We start from the raw sequence: 16,432 nt of genomic DNA, 5'->3' as shown, positions 1-16,432 counted from the left end.
TGGCCCGTGTCACGGGCGGCGCACGCATATCCAGAAAAAATCAGGAGCACGTGCAATGAGCTTGAAGAACGCAGAATTGAAGACCCGCAAAGATGCCGCCACACCGCGTGGTGTCGGCGTAATGTGCGACTTTTATGCCGAACGCGCGGAAAACGCGGAACTGTGGGACGTGGAAGGTCGCCGTTTCATCGACTTCGCGGCCGGTATCGCGGTGTGCAACACCGGGCACCGCCACCCCAAAATCCTGGCCGCGATCCGCAACCAGCTCGATCATTTCACGCATACGGCGTATCAGATCGTTCCGTATGCGTCGTATGTCGAACTGGCCGAAAAGATCAATCAACGCGCACCAGGCGACTACCCGAAGAAAACCGCGTTCTTCACGACCGGCGCCGAAGCCGTGGAAAACGCAATCAAGATTGCGCGCGCCGCCACCGGCCGCCCTGGCGTGATCGCCTTCACGGGTGGCTTTCACGGCCGCACGTTGATGGGCATGGCGCTGACCGGCAAGGTCGCGCCGTACAAGATCGGCTTCGGACCGTTCCCGTCGGATGTCTTTCACGCGCCGTTTCCGAATCCGCTGCACGGCGTGAGCACGGCAGATTCGCTGAAACACATCGACTATCTGTTCAAGGCCGACATCGATCCGAAGCGCGTGGCCGCGATCATCTTCGAGCCGGTTCAGGGCGAAGGCGGCTTCTATCCGGCGCCGGCCGAATTCGTGCGCGCGCTGCGCAAGCTGTGCAACGAGCACGGCATCCTGCTGATCGCCGACGAAGTGCAAACGGGTTTCGCGCGCACCGGCAAGCTGTTCGCAATGCACCACTACGACGTGGTGCCCGACCTGATGACGATTGCCAAGAGCCTCGCGGGCGGCATGCCGCTGTCGGGCGTGGTGGGCCGCGCCGACGTGATGGATGCGGCCGCGCCCGGCGGTCTCGGCGGCACCTATGCGGGCAACCCGCTCGCGATAGCATCGGCGCATGCGGTGCTCGACATCATCGACGAAGAAAAGCTGTGCGAGCGTGCCACGACACTCGGCGACCGCGTGAAGGCGAAGCTCGTCGCGCTGCAAAGCGAAGTGCCCCAGATAGCCGACGTGCGCGGTCCCGGCGGCATGGTGGCGGTGGAGTTCTGCAAGGCAGGCGGCACGGGACCCGATCCGGACTTCACGAAGCGGGTGCAGACCCGCGCGCTCGAACGCGGCCTGCTGTTGCTGGTATGCGGTGTCTACTCGAACGTGGTGCGCTTCCTGTTCCCGCTGACGATCCAGGACACAGTATTCGACGAAGCGCTGACGATTCTCGAAGACGTGATCAAGGAAAGCGTCGCGGTCGCGGCATAAAAGCGTTCGGAGCAGAATAACCATGATCAAGTTGACCCTGAAAGACCCGACCCTGCTGAAATCCCGCGCGTATATCGCGGGCGAATGGCAAGACGCCGACGACGGCGCGACCTTCGAAGTACGCAATCCGGCGACCGGCGAAACGATCGCCACGGTGCCGCGCATGGGCGCGGCGGAAACCCGACGCGCGATCGACACGGCCAATGCGGCTTTTCCCGCCTGGCGCGCGACCACCGCCAAGCAACGCGCGACGATCCTGCGCAAGTGGCACGACCTCATGCTGGACAACGTCGACGATCTGGCGAAGATCCTGACCACTGAGCAAGGCAAGCCGCTCGCCGAGGCGAAGGGCGAGATCCAGTACGCGGCGTCGTTCCTCGAATGGTTCGCGGAAGAAGGCAAGCGCGTGTATGGCGACACGATTCCCACGCCCGCGAGCGACAAGCGCATTGTGGTGACGAAGGAGCCAATCGGCGTGTGCGCCGCCATCACGCCGTGGAATTTCCCGGCCGCGATGATCACGCGCAAGGTCGGTCCGGCGCTGGCCGCGGGCTGTCCGATCATCGTTAAACCGGCGGAAGCCACGCCGCTATCCGCACTTGCGCTCGCCGTACTCGCCGAACGTGCCGGCGTGCCGCGCGATGTGTTCAACGTCGTGACCGGCGAGCCCAAATCGATCGGCGCGGAGCTGACCGGCAATCCGGTCGTACGCAAGCTGTCGTTCACCGGTTCGACGCCGGTTGGACGTCTGCTGATGGCGCAGTGCGCGCCGACGGTGAAGAAAGTGTCGCTCGAACTCGGCGGCAATGCGCCGTTCATCGTGTTCGACGATGCGGACCTCGACGCGGCCGTGGCTGGCGCGATTGCGTCGAAGTATCGCAATAGCGGCCAGACCTGCGTTTGCACGAACCGCTTCTACGTGCACGATAAGGTCTACGACGCGTTTGCCGAGAAACTGCGCGTCGCGGTCGAGCAGCTGAAAGTGGGCCGCGGTACCGACGATGGTGTCACGCAAGGTCCGCTCATCAACGAGGCGGCGGTGCTGAAGGTGGAGTCGCACATCGAAGACGCGCTCGCGAAAGGCGCGCGCATCGTCACCGGCGGCAAGCGGCACGCGCTCGGTCACGGCTTTTTCGAGCCGACCGTGCTGGCCGATGTCACGCCGGCCATGAAGGTCGCGCGCGACGAAACCTTCGGGCCGCTCGCGCCGCTATTCCGTTTCTCGTCCGACGAAGAAGTCGTCAGCATGGCGAACGACACGGAATACGGGCTGGCGTCGTATTTTTATAGCCGCGATATTGGCCGCGTATTGCGCGTTGCCGAAGCGTTGGAATACGGCATGGTCGGCATCAACACCGGCCTGATCTCGAACGAGGTCGCACCGTTTGGCGGCGTCAAGCAATCGGGCCTGGGCCGCGAAGGCTCGCATTACGGGATCGACGACTATGTGGTGATCAAATATCTGTGTATTGGAGGGATCTGAGCGGCGGCGTTTTGTCTACGGCCTGACCCAATGCGGGCACGCCGTCACATGGCGGAAACCCGGAAATTTTTTTGTTCCATTCGAAATACGAGCCGGACGAATAAAAACAGCCACGACAACTGCGTCGTGGCTGTTTTCTACCCGTCCCTGAGTAAGCGAATCGTGCTTCTCTACCCGATCCACCCGCTCCGGACTCTTAATGACCGACGTACACCACCGGTGCCGAGTACGAGCTCGAAGTGGTTTCCGTACGGCTTCCCGACTGCGACGAGCCGGTTGAAGACGAACCATAGCCACTCGTTTGAGCCGCGCTGTTCTGGGCGGCCACGCGTGCTTCAGCGGCCTGGATATCTTGCGGATATTGCGGGTCGCTCGCGACCGCCGGGTTGTAACCCGCCTTTTCCAGCTGGACCAGTTCCGCGCGCACCTGAGCGCGGGTAACCGGTTGGTTCGATTGCGCAAATGCAGCGAGCGGCGCGGTAATGAGGGCAGCGATAACAGCAGCTTCGATCAGCGATTTCATGATTCCTACCTCCAGAGATTGTTTTTGCCGCGCTGGAGACCTGTCGGTCAGCAGCGGATGTAGGTAGTCTAGGAGTCAGGTTACCTAGGGTAAACCCCTAATCCGCAAATTCTCTATTGCGAATTTCGGGACAATCGTGCACCCGCGATCGACCAATCGCAGGCTCAGGTATGGGCCAGCACCGCTTCGCGCAGCAATCTGGGCCGGCCGCGCGACGTGCGTTGGACTACACTGATAGCGCCGCAGCGGACGGACGAACGGATCGGCCGCGCAGTGGACAGCACCACGGAACCGGAACCTTCTCATGCCGCAACATGTCAGCCTGCCCAGCTATCGCGATACGGTGGTCGCCAACTGGGTCGATTACAACGGTCATCTGCGCGACGCGTTTTACCTGCTGATCTTCAGCCTCGCCACCGACACGCTGATCGACCGGATCGGACTGCCGGAAACGGTGCGCAACGCGCGCCGGCGGTCCGTCTTCACGGTCGAGGCGCACGTCAATTATCTGCATGAGATCAAGGAAGGCGCACAGGTTCGCGTCGACATGCGGGTGCTCGGATATGACGCGAAGCGCTTGCACCTTTACCTCGAAATGTTCGCTGATAGCCGCGACGAACCCGTGGCGGCCGGCGAACTGATGCTGTTGCACGTCGACATGGAGGGTCCGCGCTCCGTTGCGTTCGACCCGGACGTAGCGGCGCAGATACGTCAACTCGCAAACGCCCACGCCGAACTGCCGCCGCCGGCGTTTGCCGGGCAGGTGATCGGCCTGCCGAAACATACGCAACAGACCCAGCACACGGTGGCCTGACATGCTCGAACCCGAGATTGCCGCTTTTGTCGAGAAAGCCAGCGCGATTTATCCGTCGCACAGCACGCCGCTGACGCCGCCGGAACAACGCGCGCTCTATGACCGCTACGCGCTCTCGTTGACGCCGCCATTGCCCGCCGGCATCGAAGTGGAAGACGGCGAACTGCAAAGCCGTGCAGGACATGCGATCCGACTGCGGCTTTACCGGAGCCGCGCGGTGCGTCGCGATGCGGCCGTGCGCGGCACCGTGCTGTTCTTTCACGGCGGTGGTTTCGTGCTCGGCTCGCTCGACAGCCATCAGCACATCACCGCACGTATTGCCGCCGACACCGGCCTCGATGTGATTGCCGTCGACTACCGTCTTGCACCCGAACATCGTGCACCGGCCGCCCACGACGATTGTCTCGACGTCACGCGCGCCGCGCTCGAAAGGCGCTTGCCGTTCGCCTCACTGGAGCTGGACAGCCTGCAACTCGTGGGCGACAGCGCCGGCGCGACCCTCGCGGCCAGCGTCGCGCTTCGCTTGCGTGACGAACGCGCTGAACAGCGCGTGCATGGGCTCGTGCTCGTCTACCCGATGCTCGGCACCGAGCCTCAGCCGCCCGCGCGCGACACCGAAGCGCACGCACCCATGCTCACGGCCGCGGACGTCCGGCGCTTTCGCGATCTCTACTGGGGTGATGGAAGTGACGGGACGCCCTACCCCGCATGGACGATACCGCTCAACGCGACGCGTTTCGACGCGCTTGCGCCCACACTGGCTTTAGCCGCTGAACACGATCCACTGCGCGACGACGCCCGCGTCTACGTCGAACGCATGCGCGCGGCGGCTGGCGACGCCAGGCTCTGGATCGGCACCGGCCTCGTGCATGGATGCTGGCGCGCGCTGGATTCGAGTCCGGGTGTGCAGCGCATGCACGACACGGCCTGCGCATTTCTGCGGGAACGGGCCGAAGCCCGCACGGGTTGATGAGCGTCGTCGCTAGCGACGACTTATTCGCGTCGCCACTTTGCATCACTCATCTGCGTCAATCATCTGCGTCACTCATCTGCGTCACTCAATTGCGCCACTCACTCGCACGCGTGACCACGGTTGCCGCTGGCGCTATCCAGCGCCGCCCTTCAATCGCGACATCCTGCGGCTCGCAGGCTGATACCCGATCTTCCTCGCGTCGATCTGTGCCCTGCATCACATCGCACGCCATTCACGCCACGCTCTGATCTTCGACGCATGCGATCACATGCGATCACATGCGATCACATGCAATCGCATGCATGTCGGATCGCCGTCCAGCGAGTTTTGTGGGCTGACCCACTGAATAAAAAAGCTGAAGGATCAACACTGTGCTCGACCTGAAGGTCGTCAGGTCAGCAGTGTTCTCATGGTCAGCGCGCGGCGCCTCTGGGGCTGATCGAAGCCGGGCCATAGCCACGTTGCCCCAATCCCCAACAGAATGGGATGTGCCTGCCGCCTTCGGAAGGCATGTGTGGCTGCCACACGCAGCCGTCCTGAAAAAGGAAAATCGTATGTTGATGCGAGACGCAATCCCTAACGCTCTGAACCGTAACTTCGCACTGCCTTCAGAGAATCCTTTGACGCCGGTTTCTCCGAAAACCTTCCATCACTCGTTCGACATCTATCTAAAAGACTCGAATGCGTTCATGAATACGTATTTCTCGCGCTATTTCGAATGGCAAGGCGTTTGCCGTGAGAGATGGTTTCACGAGTGTATTGATCAGAATCTGTTGGGATCGGATGGCATGTTCGTCACGAAACGCGCGCACCAGGAATACGTGCATGAAACCTTTCCGTTTCAGAAGGTGGATTGCTATCTGAATACGGTGCAGGTCAAAAACTGCTCGGCCTATCTGCTGTTCCGTTTCTGCGTGGATGGACGCCAGGTGTCACAGGGCTATCAGCAGATTCTGTTCTCGGGGCGAGATCGTAAGATCCGTCGTTTTCCCGACGGCATTCTCGAACGCGTAAAGGAATATGAACTGCCCATTTCAGCGCTCAAAGACTAATCAAAGCGCCTAGCTTTCTTCAACCTTTGCATTAACCTGTCGCCGGCGCCAGGACCGCGCCGGCGGTTCCTGCGTCGCGCGGTCGGCCGGCGAGCCGGGCGCGGGTAAGCGCACCGTGAACGTGGTATGCGAGCCCCGCACCGAGTTGCATTCGATACTGCCGCCCAGCAATTCCGTCGCGCGGCGGCAGAACGCTAGCCCCATTCCCGCGCCGCTGCCGTGACGTTTCGTGGAGAAAAACGCGTCGAAGATATGCGGCAAGACGTCGGGCGCGATGCCCGGTCCGGTATCGCGAAACTGCAGCACGCAAAAGTCCTGATCCTGCACGGCGCTGATCGTGATCTGGCCGTCGCCCCACACATGAATCGCGTGCAGCGCGTTCTTCAACAGATTGAACAGCACGAAGATCACGACCGTGTCCGAGCCTGAGAAACGGGTGGCGGGTTCAATGGGCAGCACGGTGACGCGCGCACGTTCATCGCCGCGAAATGGATAGCGCTCGAGCGCCGACGTCACGCAATGCTGCACATGGTGCGCACTGAAACGGCTGCGGTCGAGCCGGTCGAGCGTGAAGGACGCCAGCGCCATTTCGACCATCGCACTGGTGCCCGACACTTCGCGCCGGATCGCGGTGGCGAGCTGGCTGATGCGCTCGGACTGACCCGAGTGACCGTGATCGTCGTAGATGCCGTGGTTCACTGCCGCGCGGTAGCCTTTGAACACATGGGTCCAGACGCTCGCAATTTCATCGGCGTGCATGCCGATGGTCGCGAGCGGTGTGGCTATCTCGTGCGCGATGGTTGCCGCCAGCGCATACGGGTGGATCAGGTGATAGCGGACAATCGTGACGGCGAGCAGGCCGAGGCTCAACGCGATGAACAGCACGCCGGGCGGATACATGCCGTACCCGTAATTGACCGCATAGTCGACCGCGGCGAAAGAATACAGACACAAACTTGCGAGACACAGATCGAGACGCTTACGCGCCTCGCCGCCAGCCGTCTTGCGAGCGTCGAGCAGAAGCTGACCGCTGCGCGCGGCGAGCAGCACCGTTTGCACGACGTGCAGCGGGTGGAGCGGCCCGGCGATCGGATAGTAACCAAAGAAGTACTTCTGATAACCGGCAATCACCTCGTGCCCGGGCAGCAGCACCGCGAGAAGGACGCACAGCCCGTACGATGCGAGCAGGATCGGCTGCTCCTTGCGGCGCGCTGCCACCTCGATCATGAAGTGATAAAGCGTGGTGGGCAGAAACAGAATGAACAGGTAGCCAATCCGCACCAGCAATGCGGCAGTGTGCGGGTCTTCAGTCTGAAAGAGCAGCGTCCAGGTGCCCTGCCATGCGAAGGTCGTCGCGCACATCATCACGAAAGGCACGGACAAGCGCGTCACGCCCTGCGTGATCACCACATATAGGCCAAACACCACGAACAACGCGGACACGAAGGCGGTCGGAATGGCGTACATGGGGCTCAACCTGTCGGCGGAGGTTAGTGGTTGCGCTCATTCCGCCATTGCGCGAAAGTCAGAAGATCGATTCCCACTTCGGCCGGATCGATTCTGGACCAGCAATAGAAAGCGTCGTCCCAGCCCGGAATCGCGCGGGGTGTCAGCGTTCTGAATGTCGCCCCGGACCGGTATGCGAGGTCCGGCCAGAACAGCGGCATTACCTCGCGCACGGCAAGTTGCCGGAGCAGCTCGGCGGGGCCGCTTTCGTCCGCGACGATCTCGCCCTGCGAGATCCAGTCGTTCTCTGCCCAGGCGACGAATACGCTCGGATTGCCCGCCCGGTCGAACATCAGAATCGCGTTCTGGTCGGGCCGCCAGTAATACTCGACGATCTGTTCGGCTGCGACGATCTCGTCCATGACCTGCCGCGTTCGCGGATCGCAATAGACCATGCCGTTTTCGCCGAGCGCCAGCCAGCCCGCCTCCGAGCAGTGCCGGATGCGCGCATCTTTCAGATAATGGGCGAGGCGGTTTCCCGAATTGGCGTCGGTTTTGCGCAGATACAGATCGACAATGCCGGCGTTGAAGGCTTTGACCGCGACGGTTTCGTCGGCGACGCCTGTCAGCAGCACTTTCGCGCAGCGCAGATTCGATATGGACGACAGGAATTCGACGCCGCTCATCCCGGGCATGTCGTAGTCGACCACGACCGCGGCGACTTCGGAGAAGCGCAAGTGGCGCGAAAGAAGGTCGCGCTCGCTGGACGTTTCCACAAACCGCTCGAAGCCGGTCTCGCTCAGACACGCGGACGCCGGCGTGAACTCCAGCGAATTCGCCCGTGCGTGCTGGCGGATGAATGCGAGCGCGGTTTGCGGGCGCGTGAAAAACAGGTTGGTGGCGGTATCCGGAAAGAAACGGCGCAATGCGTCGAGGTAGCTATCGTTGTCGTCGACAAAAACAACCGTTGCCGGATAAAACACTGGTGGTCGAATAAAGTTGTTCATGTTTTTCACGTGGTCCATCACGCCGCCGCCGGAGAACTCACGGCAAGCCGGCAACCATACAGAATGCCCTTCCATGCGCAGCGTGTGCGACGCGCTGGTTCCCCGATCAGCGCGGCGGCCGCTTCTGAGCCGTTTCTGAGCCACTTTTTAATCCATCGCCACGCTGGCATTGCTTCGATTCGGCAGTCCGGTCTCGCCATGTTCTTGACTGAACAGGGCGTGCGCCTCGTCGCCGCCAGACCGGAATGTAAAGAACGCTTATTGCCTGCCGATTCCCGCTCGTTCATATAGTACAGGGTCTGCGGATTAATCGTACGAACTTGCCGGAGCTTTATTCGTTGGGGTATGCGAGGTGGGTAAAGCTGCTTGAATGGCCAGCCAGGTAAGCGTATCGATCACGCCACAAGCGGCGGAGCACGTAACACGCTGGCATTGCGGCATCCTGGCTTTCGGCCTGCGGCCCGGCGCCTGGCAAGACCGGTTCGACGTGCTGGATTCCGGTTCAAGCTGCCGGGCGTGGCCCGCACGTGCGTTACCGCGCCTTGCCGCGTCCGCCTTTGCTGGCGGTCCGCACCGCTTCCTTACGGGAAGTTTCCTTGCGCAGGCTCTCCTTGCGTGGCGTCTCTTTAGCCGGCGCCGCGCCGCCGCTCATCTGATCCATCCAGGACAGCGAGTCGACATAGGAAAGGAACTGCTTCAGATAGCCGGGCGACAACTCGCGCATCAGCGAAAGCGACCGATGCACGAGGCTGCTGGAATTCAGCGGACCGGCGTTGCCCGGCACCTGCTCCAGCGATTGCCGCAACTGCTTCTCGGTGCGGACTTTCGCCCAGACGTCGCGGAAATAGTCGAGCGCGTCGAGTTCGGGATAGGACGCTCGCGCGGGCTGCCCGGCAGCGGCCGGCGGGATGCCGGTTGCAAGGCGATCGACGAGACTGGCCAGCGTGTCGTGTGCAGATGCAAATGCAGGCGCGGGCCCGTCGACGCATGCGGCAGCCTCGTTCTGAGCCGAAGTAAGCGCCAGCGGCGACGCCGACCCAGCGTCACGCAGCGCGTCCGCATACTCCGCGATCAGTTTGCTCAGGCGTTCGTCCAGCAACCGGCGCGTTTCGCCCCGCTGCGCGCACGCGCGACGCTCCAGCGCGTCCATGAAGTAAAAGCGCACTGCGTCGAACCGGTCAGCGCCGGACTCGCGCCATGCGTCGAGCGTCGCGCGCGCCGTGTTTTTAGTCTCACCGGGTGCGGCGTCTGCAAGCTGACCTGAATCCGCATGCGGCGCTGCTCGCTCCCTATCACGTGCGCCGCTAGTCACCGGATTTCACCGCCGCGCTGGCGGGCCTTGGCACCGGCGCGATTTCGACGCGGCGGTTTTTGGCGCGTCCGGCGTCGTCCGAATTCGGGCTGACGGGCTGCTGCGCACCGAACGCAGCCGCAAATACCGACGACGCCGGCACACCCGCATCGATCAACGACCGCGTAACCGTGAGCGCGCGCTGCGCCGACAGCTCCCAGTTATCGGCGAAGCGGCGATTGCCTTCGCGTAATTGCTGGTCATCGGTGAAGCCGCTCACCATCAGGATCTGATCGTTGGAACGAAGGTAGGCGGCGAGCGGCCCGGCGAGGCTCTTCAGTACATCGCGGCCTTCGGGCTGCAACCGGTCGGAATTCAGCGCAAACAGCACGTTGCCGCTAATGCCGATCCGCCCATTCACGAGCGTCACGCGGCCAGCCGCGAGCGGTCCCGCCAGTGCCTGCTCCAGTGTCTTGCGACGTTGCGTCTCGGCCTGCCGCTCTTTGACCTCATGCTGCAAACGGTTGGACAACTCAAGTTGGACGCCGATCACGCTGACCAGAATCAGCACGAATGCGCCGAGCAGCACCGACATCAGATCGCCGAAAACGGCCCACACGGGCGCGGCCGTATCCACGCCGCCGTCGATTTCGTCGCTCATGCCGCCTGCGCTCCCGCAGACGAGCGGCGGCCGGCGAGTTGCTGCAGGTCCTCGACGATCTGCTTCTGCGACATCACGCTCAGGTCCACCACCTCTCTCGCCTGAGCGACGTAATACGCGAGCTGCTCGTCGCTGCGCGCAAGCGACTTGTCGAGCGCTGCTTCGATTCGCTGCAGATGGTTCACCAGCTTGTCGTTCGACTCGCCGAACAGTTGCACCGCCGCGCCGAACGCTTCGCCGAGGCTTGCCACTTCGACCGCGCTGCCGCTCACGTGCGCGGCGATGGCGCCGAGCTTGCCGGTCTCCTGCTCGACCTTCTCGGTGAACTGCGCGCCCACCCGTTCCAGCAGACCGGCTGATGTCGAAACCAGCGCATCGACGGCCGTGCGCTGTTCCGTGGACGCGTGGTTCACGGCGTCGAGCAAGGTTTCGAGCGTTTCCAGCAGACGGCTGCGCTCCTGCAGCATGGCCGTGTCGCGGACCATGCTGTCGGAGAGTTTCTGGCGCAACTCCGCGACCACCTCGGCCGCGGCTTTGGGCGCTTCCGACGCCGCCTGCACGAGCCGCGAAATCTCGGCGATCGTCTCGCTGGCGTGCGCCTGCGTTTGCCCGGTGATGTCCCGCGCGGTCCGCTCCAGCGTGTCGCAGATTTCCTGCTGGCGGCTCGCGGCGTGCGTGCTTGTCTGCTTCCACTCGTCGCTCAGCGTGGCGGCCAGCGTGCGCAGCGATTCGGTCCACGCGGCAAGTCGTTCCTGATCGCGGGCGGCGAGTTCGGCTTGCAGATCCGCGGCCGCCTTCGGCGCATGCGCGGCCACCTGCACCAGACGATCGATCTCGGCGATCGTCTTCTGTGCGTGCGTTTGCGAATCGGCCGACATGTCGCGCGCGGTTTGCGCGAGCGCGTCGACGATTTCCTGCTGACGTGCCGCCGTTAGCGCGCCCGCCTGCCTTGATTCCTCGCTCAGCGTCGCGGCCAGCGTGCGCAGCGATTCGGTCCACGCGGCAAGTCGTTCCTGATCGCGGGCGGCGAGTTCGATCTGCCAGTCCGCGTGCGAGCGGCCGACCGCCTGCACGAGCGACGCCGCGTGCTGCTCGAACGTAGCCGCCGCCGCGGCGAGCGCCTGCTGGTTGTCGCTTGCGAGCTTCGCTCCGGCGAGTTGCTGGCGTGACAGCGCGTCGTTCCATGCAGCGGCGACGTTGCCCGCCGTCGCTTCGAGCCGCGTGGACGCATCCTCGAGCCATGCAGACGAGCGTTGCCCCAACGTCGCCGTCATCTGTTCGAGCGACGCGCGCAAATGCTGCGCGAGTTCGTCGCTCGAACGCTGATGCCCGGCGAGGGCCTTCTCCCAGATTTGCGACACGCTCGTCGCCGTGGCTTCGAAACCGCTCGCCAAACCATTCAGTTGACGCTGCACTGCATGCGTGATCGTGTCGTGCAGCACGGAAGTCTCGCGCGCGAGGCCGGCCATCGTCGCCTGCACGACCGGCTGGAGCGCGGCGCCCGCGGCGCGCGTGCTGTCGGCAATGCTGTCCTTCAGCGATCGTTCGACGGACGCCGCGAGCCGCGTGTACGCCGCTTCGGCCTTGCCGTGAAAGACTTCCTGACTGGCGACCTGCCGCTCATGCAGCGCAACGCTTTGCCGCTCGACGGTCGCCATCATGGCCTGCAAGCGGTCGACCAGTGCCGGCATCACGTCCGCCTGACGCTGCAGCAGCCTGAGGCTTTCTTCGCGCTGATGCGACTGCGAAAACTGCCGCAACGGACCGGCGATCCGGGCGTCCAGCCGTTGTGCGGCGTCGAGCCGTTCGCGCCGGGCGAGTGCGGACAGCAGACCCAGCATCGCCGACGTCGCGACACCGGCGATCGACGTGCCGAACGCGAACCCCAGACCCTTGACGGGCGCCGCGAGCGAATCGCGAATCGCCTGCAGGTCGGTGGCGCTTTCGAGCGCCATACCGGTGCCGCGCAACGTCATCACCATGCCGAGCAGCGTGCCCAGCATGCCGAGCAGCACGAGCAGGCCGACGAGATACGGCGTCAGCGCCGGCCCGGGCAGCCCGGCCCGCTCGCCCTCGACGCGCAATCGCACGGGATTGCGCAAGCTGTCGTGCAGCGATTCGAGCCATACGCCCAGGCTGCGAGGCGGCTCGGCGAGACCGGCGAGCGAGCGCGTCAGTGTCGACGTGGCCTGGCTGTAGCGCCGCAATTCGAGTGCGCCCGCGACATAGCAGACACCGATCAGCAGCGTGACGCCCAGCGCGAGCGGATTCGAAACAGCGTAGCCGGCGCCGATCCAGCAGACGGCGGCCAGACCGGCCAGGAAAACAATGAGTTCAATACGATATCTGGACATAGCGTCCCAGTTAGCAGGCGCGAAGGGCATCGAGCAGCCCTTCGACCGGTTGAAAACGAACATCCAGCTCCGCGAGCAACACGCTCTGCATGTCCTTGCGGAAAACCTCCAGCCATGCGCCGGGCCTGACGACGCGGGGCTCGGCGGAGACAACGCTGGCATTGGCGCTGGCGCTGGCGTTGGCGTTGGCGTTGACATTGGAGTTGGCGTTGACGTCAACACCGACGTGAGCGCTGGCGCCTTCGTCGACGCTTGCCCGCGCAGCGACCGTGACATTCGCGTCAGCCTTGGCGAACGTGTCGATCTCACCCAGCCGCGCCTCTTCTGCCGCGCGCAGCCGTTCGAAATGGCCCGCAAGCAGCCCGGGCACGGCGGCCAGCAAGGTACGCTCGCGCTCGCTCAGTGCGCGCTCCATCACGGCGTCCAACACAGCAAGCTGCGCCATCGCGGGCGTGGTCGCCGCGAGCATGGAGCGCAGACGGCCACGCAGCGTGCCGACGGCGGTTTCCATTGCCTGCTGGATGGACGTGTAACGCTGGCGGAACAGCGCGAAATCGGCGGCCGGATCCGGCGCGACACCTTGCAGCAGGGCCTCGCCGGGGCGTCGACGGTTCGACGGCGCGAGCACGCTGTCGCCCGCAATGGCTTTGATCAGCGACGTGCGAACCCGCGCGGCTTCGCTATCATGCGCGGCGCTTGGCGAGCCGTGCGGCGAACCGCGCGCCGCCGTAACGCCCGCACGGGCCGCACTGGCCGCGCGTCCGCCCGCCGGTACGACGGGAGGTCCGCTCGCGAGCGCAGTGGACAACGCAATCGCGTCGGTCCAGCCGAGCCACTGGCTGAGCCGGTCCGACAGCGATTGCCGGGATTCGGGAACGTCGACGTCCGAGAGCCGCGCCAGTAAGCGAATGAGCGCGGGGCCGCTGAGCGCTGTACGCTGGGAGGCTTGCAACATACCACCGGGTTCAAAAAAGTCAGCAGTTTACACGCTGTCGCGCCAGGGACGGCTGGAGTTCCATTTCCCGGGCATAGCGTGCGTTCCTGCAATTCCCTTCCACCGCAGCGCACGCACTTCAGATAGCCCCGGCCGGCCGATGCTCGTCGCTATCCACGCAGCACACCAGCACTTCGGCCTCCTCGTCGCCCACACTCAGATAGATGTGCCCGACCGAGCTGTCGAAATACAGGCTGTCGCCCGGCGTCAGTCTGAACGACTTGCCATTCTCAAAGCGCAATTCGAGCTTGCCGCCCAGCAGAAACACGAACTCTTCGCCAGCGTGACGGATGTACTCGGGGAAGTCCGATACCGACCGCGCATGGATGTGCGCGCGCATCGGCACCATGCGCTTGCCCGTCAGATTGTTGGCGAGCATCCCATACTCGTAGTTCGGCGTGTGATAGACCTGCTGCTTGCCGGACGCCGTGAACGAAGGCTTCATCGCGCCCGCGCCCGGTTTGCGGCGGCGGCCGAAAATCGCGTCGAATTCGAGTTCGAGCGCGTGCGCGAGCGCCGCGAACTTGTCGTAAGTGAGCGCAATGTCGCCGCGCTCGGCTTTTGAGATCGTCGACACCGCAATGCCCGAGCGCTCGGACAACGCCGTGAGCGTCAAGCCGCGCGATTTGCGCGCCTGTCTCAAATGGCCGCCCACGAGCTTGTGGTCGAGCGCGGGTGGCCCCTCATGCAAAGGCTTCGCAGCCTGCGTGGATGTAACCTGATTTTCCACCACCGCTTTCGCCATTCCAGTCACTTCCACAAAAAAATTCTCATATACGAGAATTCGGCGTTTTCTCGTATATGATAACTCACGTCTATTCCACCTTTTCTGGGGGAAACCTATCGTGTGTACTCCTGCTTCTGGTCAGTTTGGTTTGACGATGACCCACTTGGTCACCGCCAGGACGATTAGTACGGCGCTCGAATCCCACGACTTCACGATCAACAGATTCTTCGCGGTCCAGATTGGGCAGTGTTTTTTCCGGGTGCGCCGCCCGTCAATCAGTTCGCGCTGTCGATGCGCTACGCTGCGCAAACAGACCGTACTCAAATGGGGTTAGTGCACGGCAGGCGAGCCGGCACCGCGCGGCGCACTCAAGCGACGTTCACCACGCATCTGACACCGCGTCAAACGAAGGCAAACGAAGGCAAACGAGGCTTAAGGAATAGCAGACAACGGATCAACTCATGACAACCATGAAATTCGACACCATTGTGCTCGGCGCGGGCATCGTCGGCGTGAGCGTGGCCGTGCATCTGCAAAAGCGCGGGCGCAGCGTGGCGCTCGTCGACAGAAAGCCGCCGGGCAACGAAACGTCGTTCGGCAATGCCGGGCTGATCCAGCGCGAAGGCGTGTATCCGTACGCGTTCCCTCGTGACTTGCGCTCGCTGCTTCGCTACGCGCGCAACCAGTCGCCCGACGTCCGCTATCACGCCGACGCCATCTTCAAGGTCGCGCCCTTCCTTTACCAGTACTGGCGCAACTCCCATGCGGTCCGGCACGCCGAAATCGCGAAGTCGTACGCGACGCTGATCGAGCATTGCGTCACCGAACACCGCGCTATGGCTGCCGACGCGGGCGCAAGCGCGCTGCTTCGGCCCATCGGCTGGATGAAAGTGTTTCGTAGCGAGGCCGTGCGCGACGCCGAAACGCGCGTGGCGGAAAAGTGGCACCGCGAATTCGGCGTCGAGTACGAATCGCTCGACGCAACGCGTCTGCAACAGGTCGAACCCGATCTCGACACGACGCTGCGCGGCGCGCTGCGTTATCCGGCATCCGATTCGGTGAGCGATCCCAATGCGCTCGTCACCGCGTATGCCAGGTATTTCGACGCGCTCGGCGGGCGGTTCTTTATCGGCGACGCCGAGTCGCTACGCGAAGGCTGGCAGGTGCATACCGAGGCGGGGACGATCGCGGCGTCATCGGTTGTGGTCGCGCTCGGGCCGTGGTCGGATCGCTTGAGCACGCAGCTCGGCTACGCACTGCCGCTCGCCGTGAAGCGTGGTTATCACATGCATTACGCGCCGCAAGCGCAGGCGCGGCTGAATCATCCGGTGCTGGATATCGAGAACGGCTATCTGCTCGCTCCGATGGCCAAGGGCATTCGCCTCACCACGGGTGTCGAAATCGCGCTGCGCGACGCGCCGAGGACGCCGACGCAACTCGCGGCGGTCGAACCGGTCGCGCGTACGCTGTTTCCGCTGGGCAAGCGTCTCGACGACGAAGCGTGGATGGGACGACGCCCGTGCACGCCGGACATGATGCCGATCATTGGCCCGGCGCGAAAACACAGGAACGTGTGGTTCGCGTTCGGGCATGCGCATCATGGCTTGACGCTCGGACCGGTCACCGGGCGGCTGATCGCCGAAATGATGACCGGCGAACAAACTTTTGTAGACGCGCGGCCCTTCAGCGTGGAGCGTTTCTAGACTGCGCGCCGGGACCGGTCCGCAACGCCGCATAGGCGAAACTCACAAAAAAACCGGGG

14 protein-coding genes are annotated in these 16,432 nt (G+C 63.5%); 6 read left to right on the top strand and 8 right to left on the bottom strand.

Annotated elements, in window-relative coordinates:
* The first annotated feature begins 55 nt into the window (after window positions 1-55).
* The gene (locus AAGS40_RS17435; RefSeq protein WP_345816028.1) at window positions 56-1,345 is read left to right on the top strand and encodes a 4-aminobutyrate--2-oxoglutarate transaminase; all 1,290 of its coding nucleotides are present in this window, start codon (window positions 56-58) and stop codon (window positions 1,343-1,345) included.
* A gap of 22 nt (window positions 1,346-1,367) precedes the next feature.
* Window positions 1,368-2,828 carry an NADP-dependent succinate-semialdehyde dehydrogenase gene (gene gabD, locus AAGS40_RS17430; RefSeq protein WP_345816027.1) on the top strand — a complete coding sequence of 487 codons (1,461 nt, stop codon included), beginning with the start codon at window positions 1,368-1,370 and terminating at the stop codon, window positions 2,826-2,828.
* A 196-nt stretch (window positions 2,829-3,024) separates the two neighbouring features.
* On the opposite strand, the gene AAGS40_RS17425 is transcribed toward gabD, so the two are convergent.
* Window positions 3,025-3,351: a DUF4148 domain-containing protein gene (locus AAGS40_RS17425; RefSeq protein ID WP_345816026.1), complete on the bottom strand. Its 327-nt coding sequence runs from the start codon at window positions 3,349-3,351 to the stop codon at window positions 3,025-3,027.
* A 304-nt stretch (window positions 3,352-3,655) separates the two neighbouring features.
* Here AAGS40_RS17425 and AAGS40_RS17420 point away from each other — a divergent pair, with 304 nt between their 5' ends.
* From AAGS40_RS17420 to AAGS40_RS17410, 3 genes are all read left to right on the top strand, one after another.
* Complete coding sequence (locus tag AAGS40_RS17420) at window positions 3,656-4,165, top strand: thioesterase family protein (protein WP_345816025.1); 510 nt, start codon at window positions 3,656-3,658, stop codon at window positions 4,163-4,165.
* 1 nt (window position 4,166) lies between these two features.
* Window positions 4,167-5,135, top strand: coding sequence for an alpha/beta hydrolase (locus AAGS40_RS17415; protein ID WP_345816024.1), 969 nt, complete (start codon window positions 4,167-4,169; stop codon window positions 5,133-5,135).
* Window positions 5,136-5,692: 557 nt separating this feature from the next.
* A complete protein-coding gene (locus AAGS40_RS17410; RefSeq protein WP_345816612.1) occupies window positions 5,693-6,190 on the top strand; it encodes an acyl-CoA thioesterase in 498 nt (165 codons plus the stop codon).
* Between the two features lie 9 nt (window positions 6,191-6,199).
* Here AAGS40_RS17410 and AAGS40_RS17405 read toward each other — a convergent pair whose 3' ends face one another.
* The 7 genes from AAGS40_RS17405 to AAGS40_RS17375 all read right to left on the bottom strand — a co-directional run bounded on the left by AAGS40_RS17405 (window position 6,200) and on the right by AAGS40_RS17375 (window position 14,688).
* A complete protein-coding gene (locus AAGS40_RS17405) occupies window positions 6,200-7,657 on the bottom strand; it encodes an ATP-binding protein (protein WP_345816023.1) in 1,458 nt (485 codons plus the stop codon).
* 23 nt (window positions 7,658-7,680) lie between these two features.
* A complete protein-coding gene (locus AAGS40_RS17400; protein ID WP_345816022.1) occupies window positions 7,681-8,643 on the bottom strand; it encodes a response regulator in 963 nt (320 codons plus the stop codon).
* A gap of 532 nt (window positions 8,644-9,175) precedes the next feature.
* The gene (locus AAGS40_RS17395) at window positions 9,176-9,955 is read right to left on the bottom strand and encodes a DUF2894 domain-containing protein (protein ID WP_345816021.1); all 780 of its coding nucleotides are present in this window, start codon (window positions 9,953-9,955) and stop codon (window positions 9,176-9,178) included.
* Complete coding sequence (locus tag AAGS40_RS17390; RefSeq protein WP_345816020.1) at window positions 9,948-10,595, bottom strand: OmpA family protein; 648 nt, start codon at window positions 10,593-10,595, stop codon at window positions 9,948-9,950. The genes AAGS40_RS17395 and AAGS40_RS17390 overlap by 8 nt, the downstream gene beginning before the upstream one ends.
* Complete coding sequence (locus tag AAGS40_RS17385; RefSeq protein ID WP_345816019.1) at window positions 10,592-12,949, bottom strand: DUF802 domain-containing protein; 2,358 nt, start codon at window positions 12,947-12,949, stop codon at window positions 10,592-10,594. Before AAGS40_RS17385 ends, AAGS40_RS17390 begins: the two co-directional genes overlap by 4 nt.
* A gap of 10 nt (window positions 12,950-12,959) precedes the next feature.
* Window positions 12,960-13,904, bottom strand: a complete 945-nt coding sequence (locus AAGS40_RS17380; protein ID WP_345816018.1) for a DUF3348 domain-containing protein — start codon at window positions 13,902-13,904, stop codon at window positions 12,960-12,962.
* Between the two features lie 118 nt (window positions 13,905-14,022).
* Window positions 14,023-14,688 (bottom strand): XRE family transcriptional regulator, encoded by a 666-nt coding sequence (locus tag AAGS40_RS17375; protein ID WP_345816611.1) that lies wholly within the window; start codon window positions 14,686-14,688, stop codon window positions 14,023-14,025.
* Window positions 14,689-15,140: 452 nt separating this feature from the next.
* Here AAGS40_RS17375 and AAGS40_RS17370 point away from each other — a divergent pair, with 452 nt between their 5' ends.
* Window positions 15,141-16,373, top strand: coding sequence for an FAD-binding oxidoreductase (locus AAGS40_RS17370; RefSeq protein ID WP_345816610.1), 1,233 nt, complete (start codon window positions 15,141-15,143; stop codon window positions 16,371-16,373).
* Window positions 16,374-16,432 lie beyond the last annotated feature (59 nt).

It is taken from the genome of Paraburkholderia sp. PREW-6R (assembly GCF_039621805.1).
Lineage (GTDB): Bacteria > Pseudomonadota > Gammaproteobacteria > Burkholderiales > Burkholderiaceae > Paraburkholderia.
Note: the sequence above shows the minus strand (reverse complement) of the source record. Positions and strands in the feature narration are given on the sequence as shown.

Coding starts and splice junctions, on each gene's coding strand:
- AAGS40_RS17435 (WP_345816028.1), top strand. CDS start 56: ATGAGCTTGAAGAACGCAGAATTGAAGACCCGCAAAGATGCCGCCACA.
- gabD (WP_345816027.1), top strand. CDS start 1,368: ATGATCAAGTTGACCCTGAAAGACCCGACCCTGCTGAAATCCCGCGCG.
- AAGS40_RS17425 (WP_345816026.1), bottom strand. CDS start 3,351: ATGAAATCGCTGATCGAAGCTGCTGTTATCGCTGCCCTCATTACCGCG.
- AAGS40_RS17420 (WP_345816025.1), top strand. CDS start 3,656: ATGCCGCAACATGTCAGCCTGCCCAGCTATCGCGATACGGTGGTCGCC.
- AAGS40_RS17415 (WP_345816024.1), top strand. CDS start 4,167: ATGCTCGAACCCGAGATTGCCGCTTTTGTCGAGAAAGCCAGCGCGATT.
- AAGS40_RS17410 (WP_345816612.1), top strand. CDS start 5,693: ATGTTGATGCGAGACGCAATCCCTAACGCTCTGAACCGTAACTTCGCA.
- AAGS40_RS17405 (WP_345816023.1), bottom strand. CDS start 7,657: ATGTACGCCATTCCGACCGCCTTCGTGTCCGCGTTGTTCGTGGTGTTT.
- AAGS40_RS17400 (WP_345816022.1), bottom strand. CDS start 8,643: ATGAACAACTTTATTCGACCACCAGTGTTTTATCCGGCAACGGTTGTT.
- AAGS40_RS17390 (WP_345816020.1), bottom strand. CDS start 10,595: ATGAGCGACGAAATCGACGGCGGCGTGGATACGGCCGCGCCCGTGTGG.
- AAGS40_RS17385 (WP_345816019.1), bottom strand. CDS start 12,949: ATGTCCAGATATCGTATTGAACTCATTGTTTTCCTGGCCGGTCTGGCC.
- AAGS40_RS17380 (WP_345816018.1), bottom strand. CDS start 13,904: ATGTTGCAAGCCTCCCAGCGTACAGCGCTCAGCGGCCCCGCGCTCATT.
- AAGS40_RS17375 (WP_345816611.1), bottom strand. CDS start 14,688: ATGGCGAAAGCGGTGGTGGAAAATCAGGTTACATCCACGCAGGCTGCG.
- AAGS40_RS17370 (WP_345816610.1), top strand. CDS start 15,141: ATGAAATTCGACACCATTGTGCTCGGCGCGGGCATCGTCGGCGTGAGC.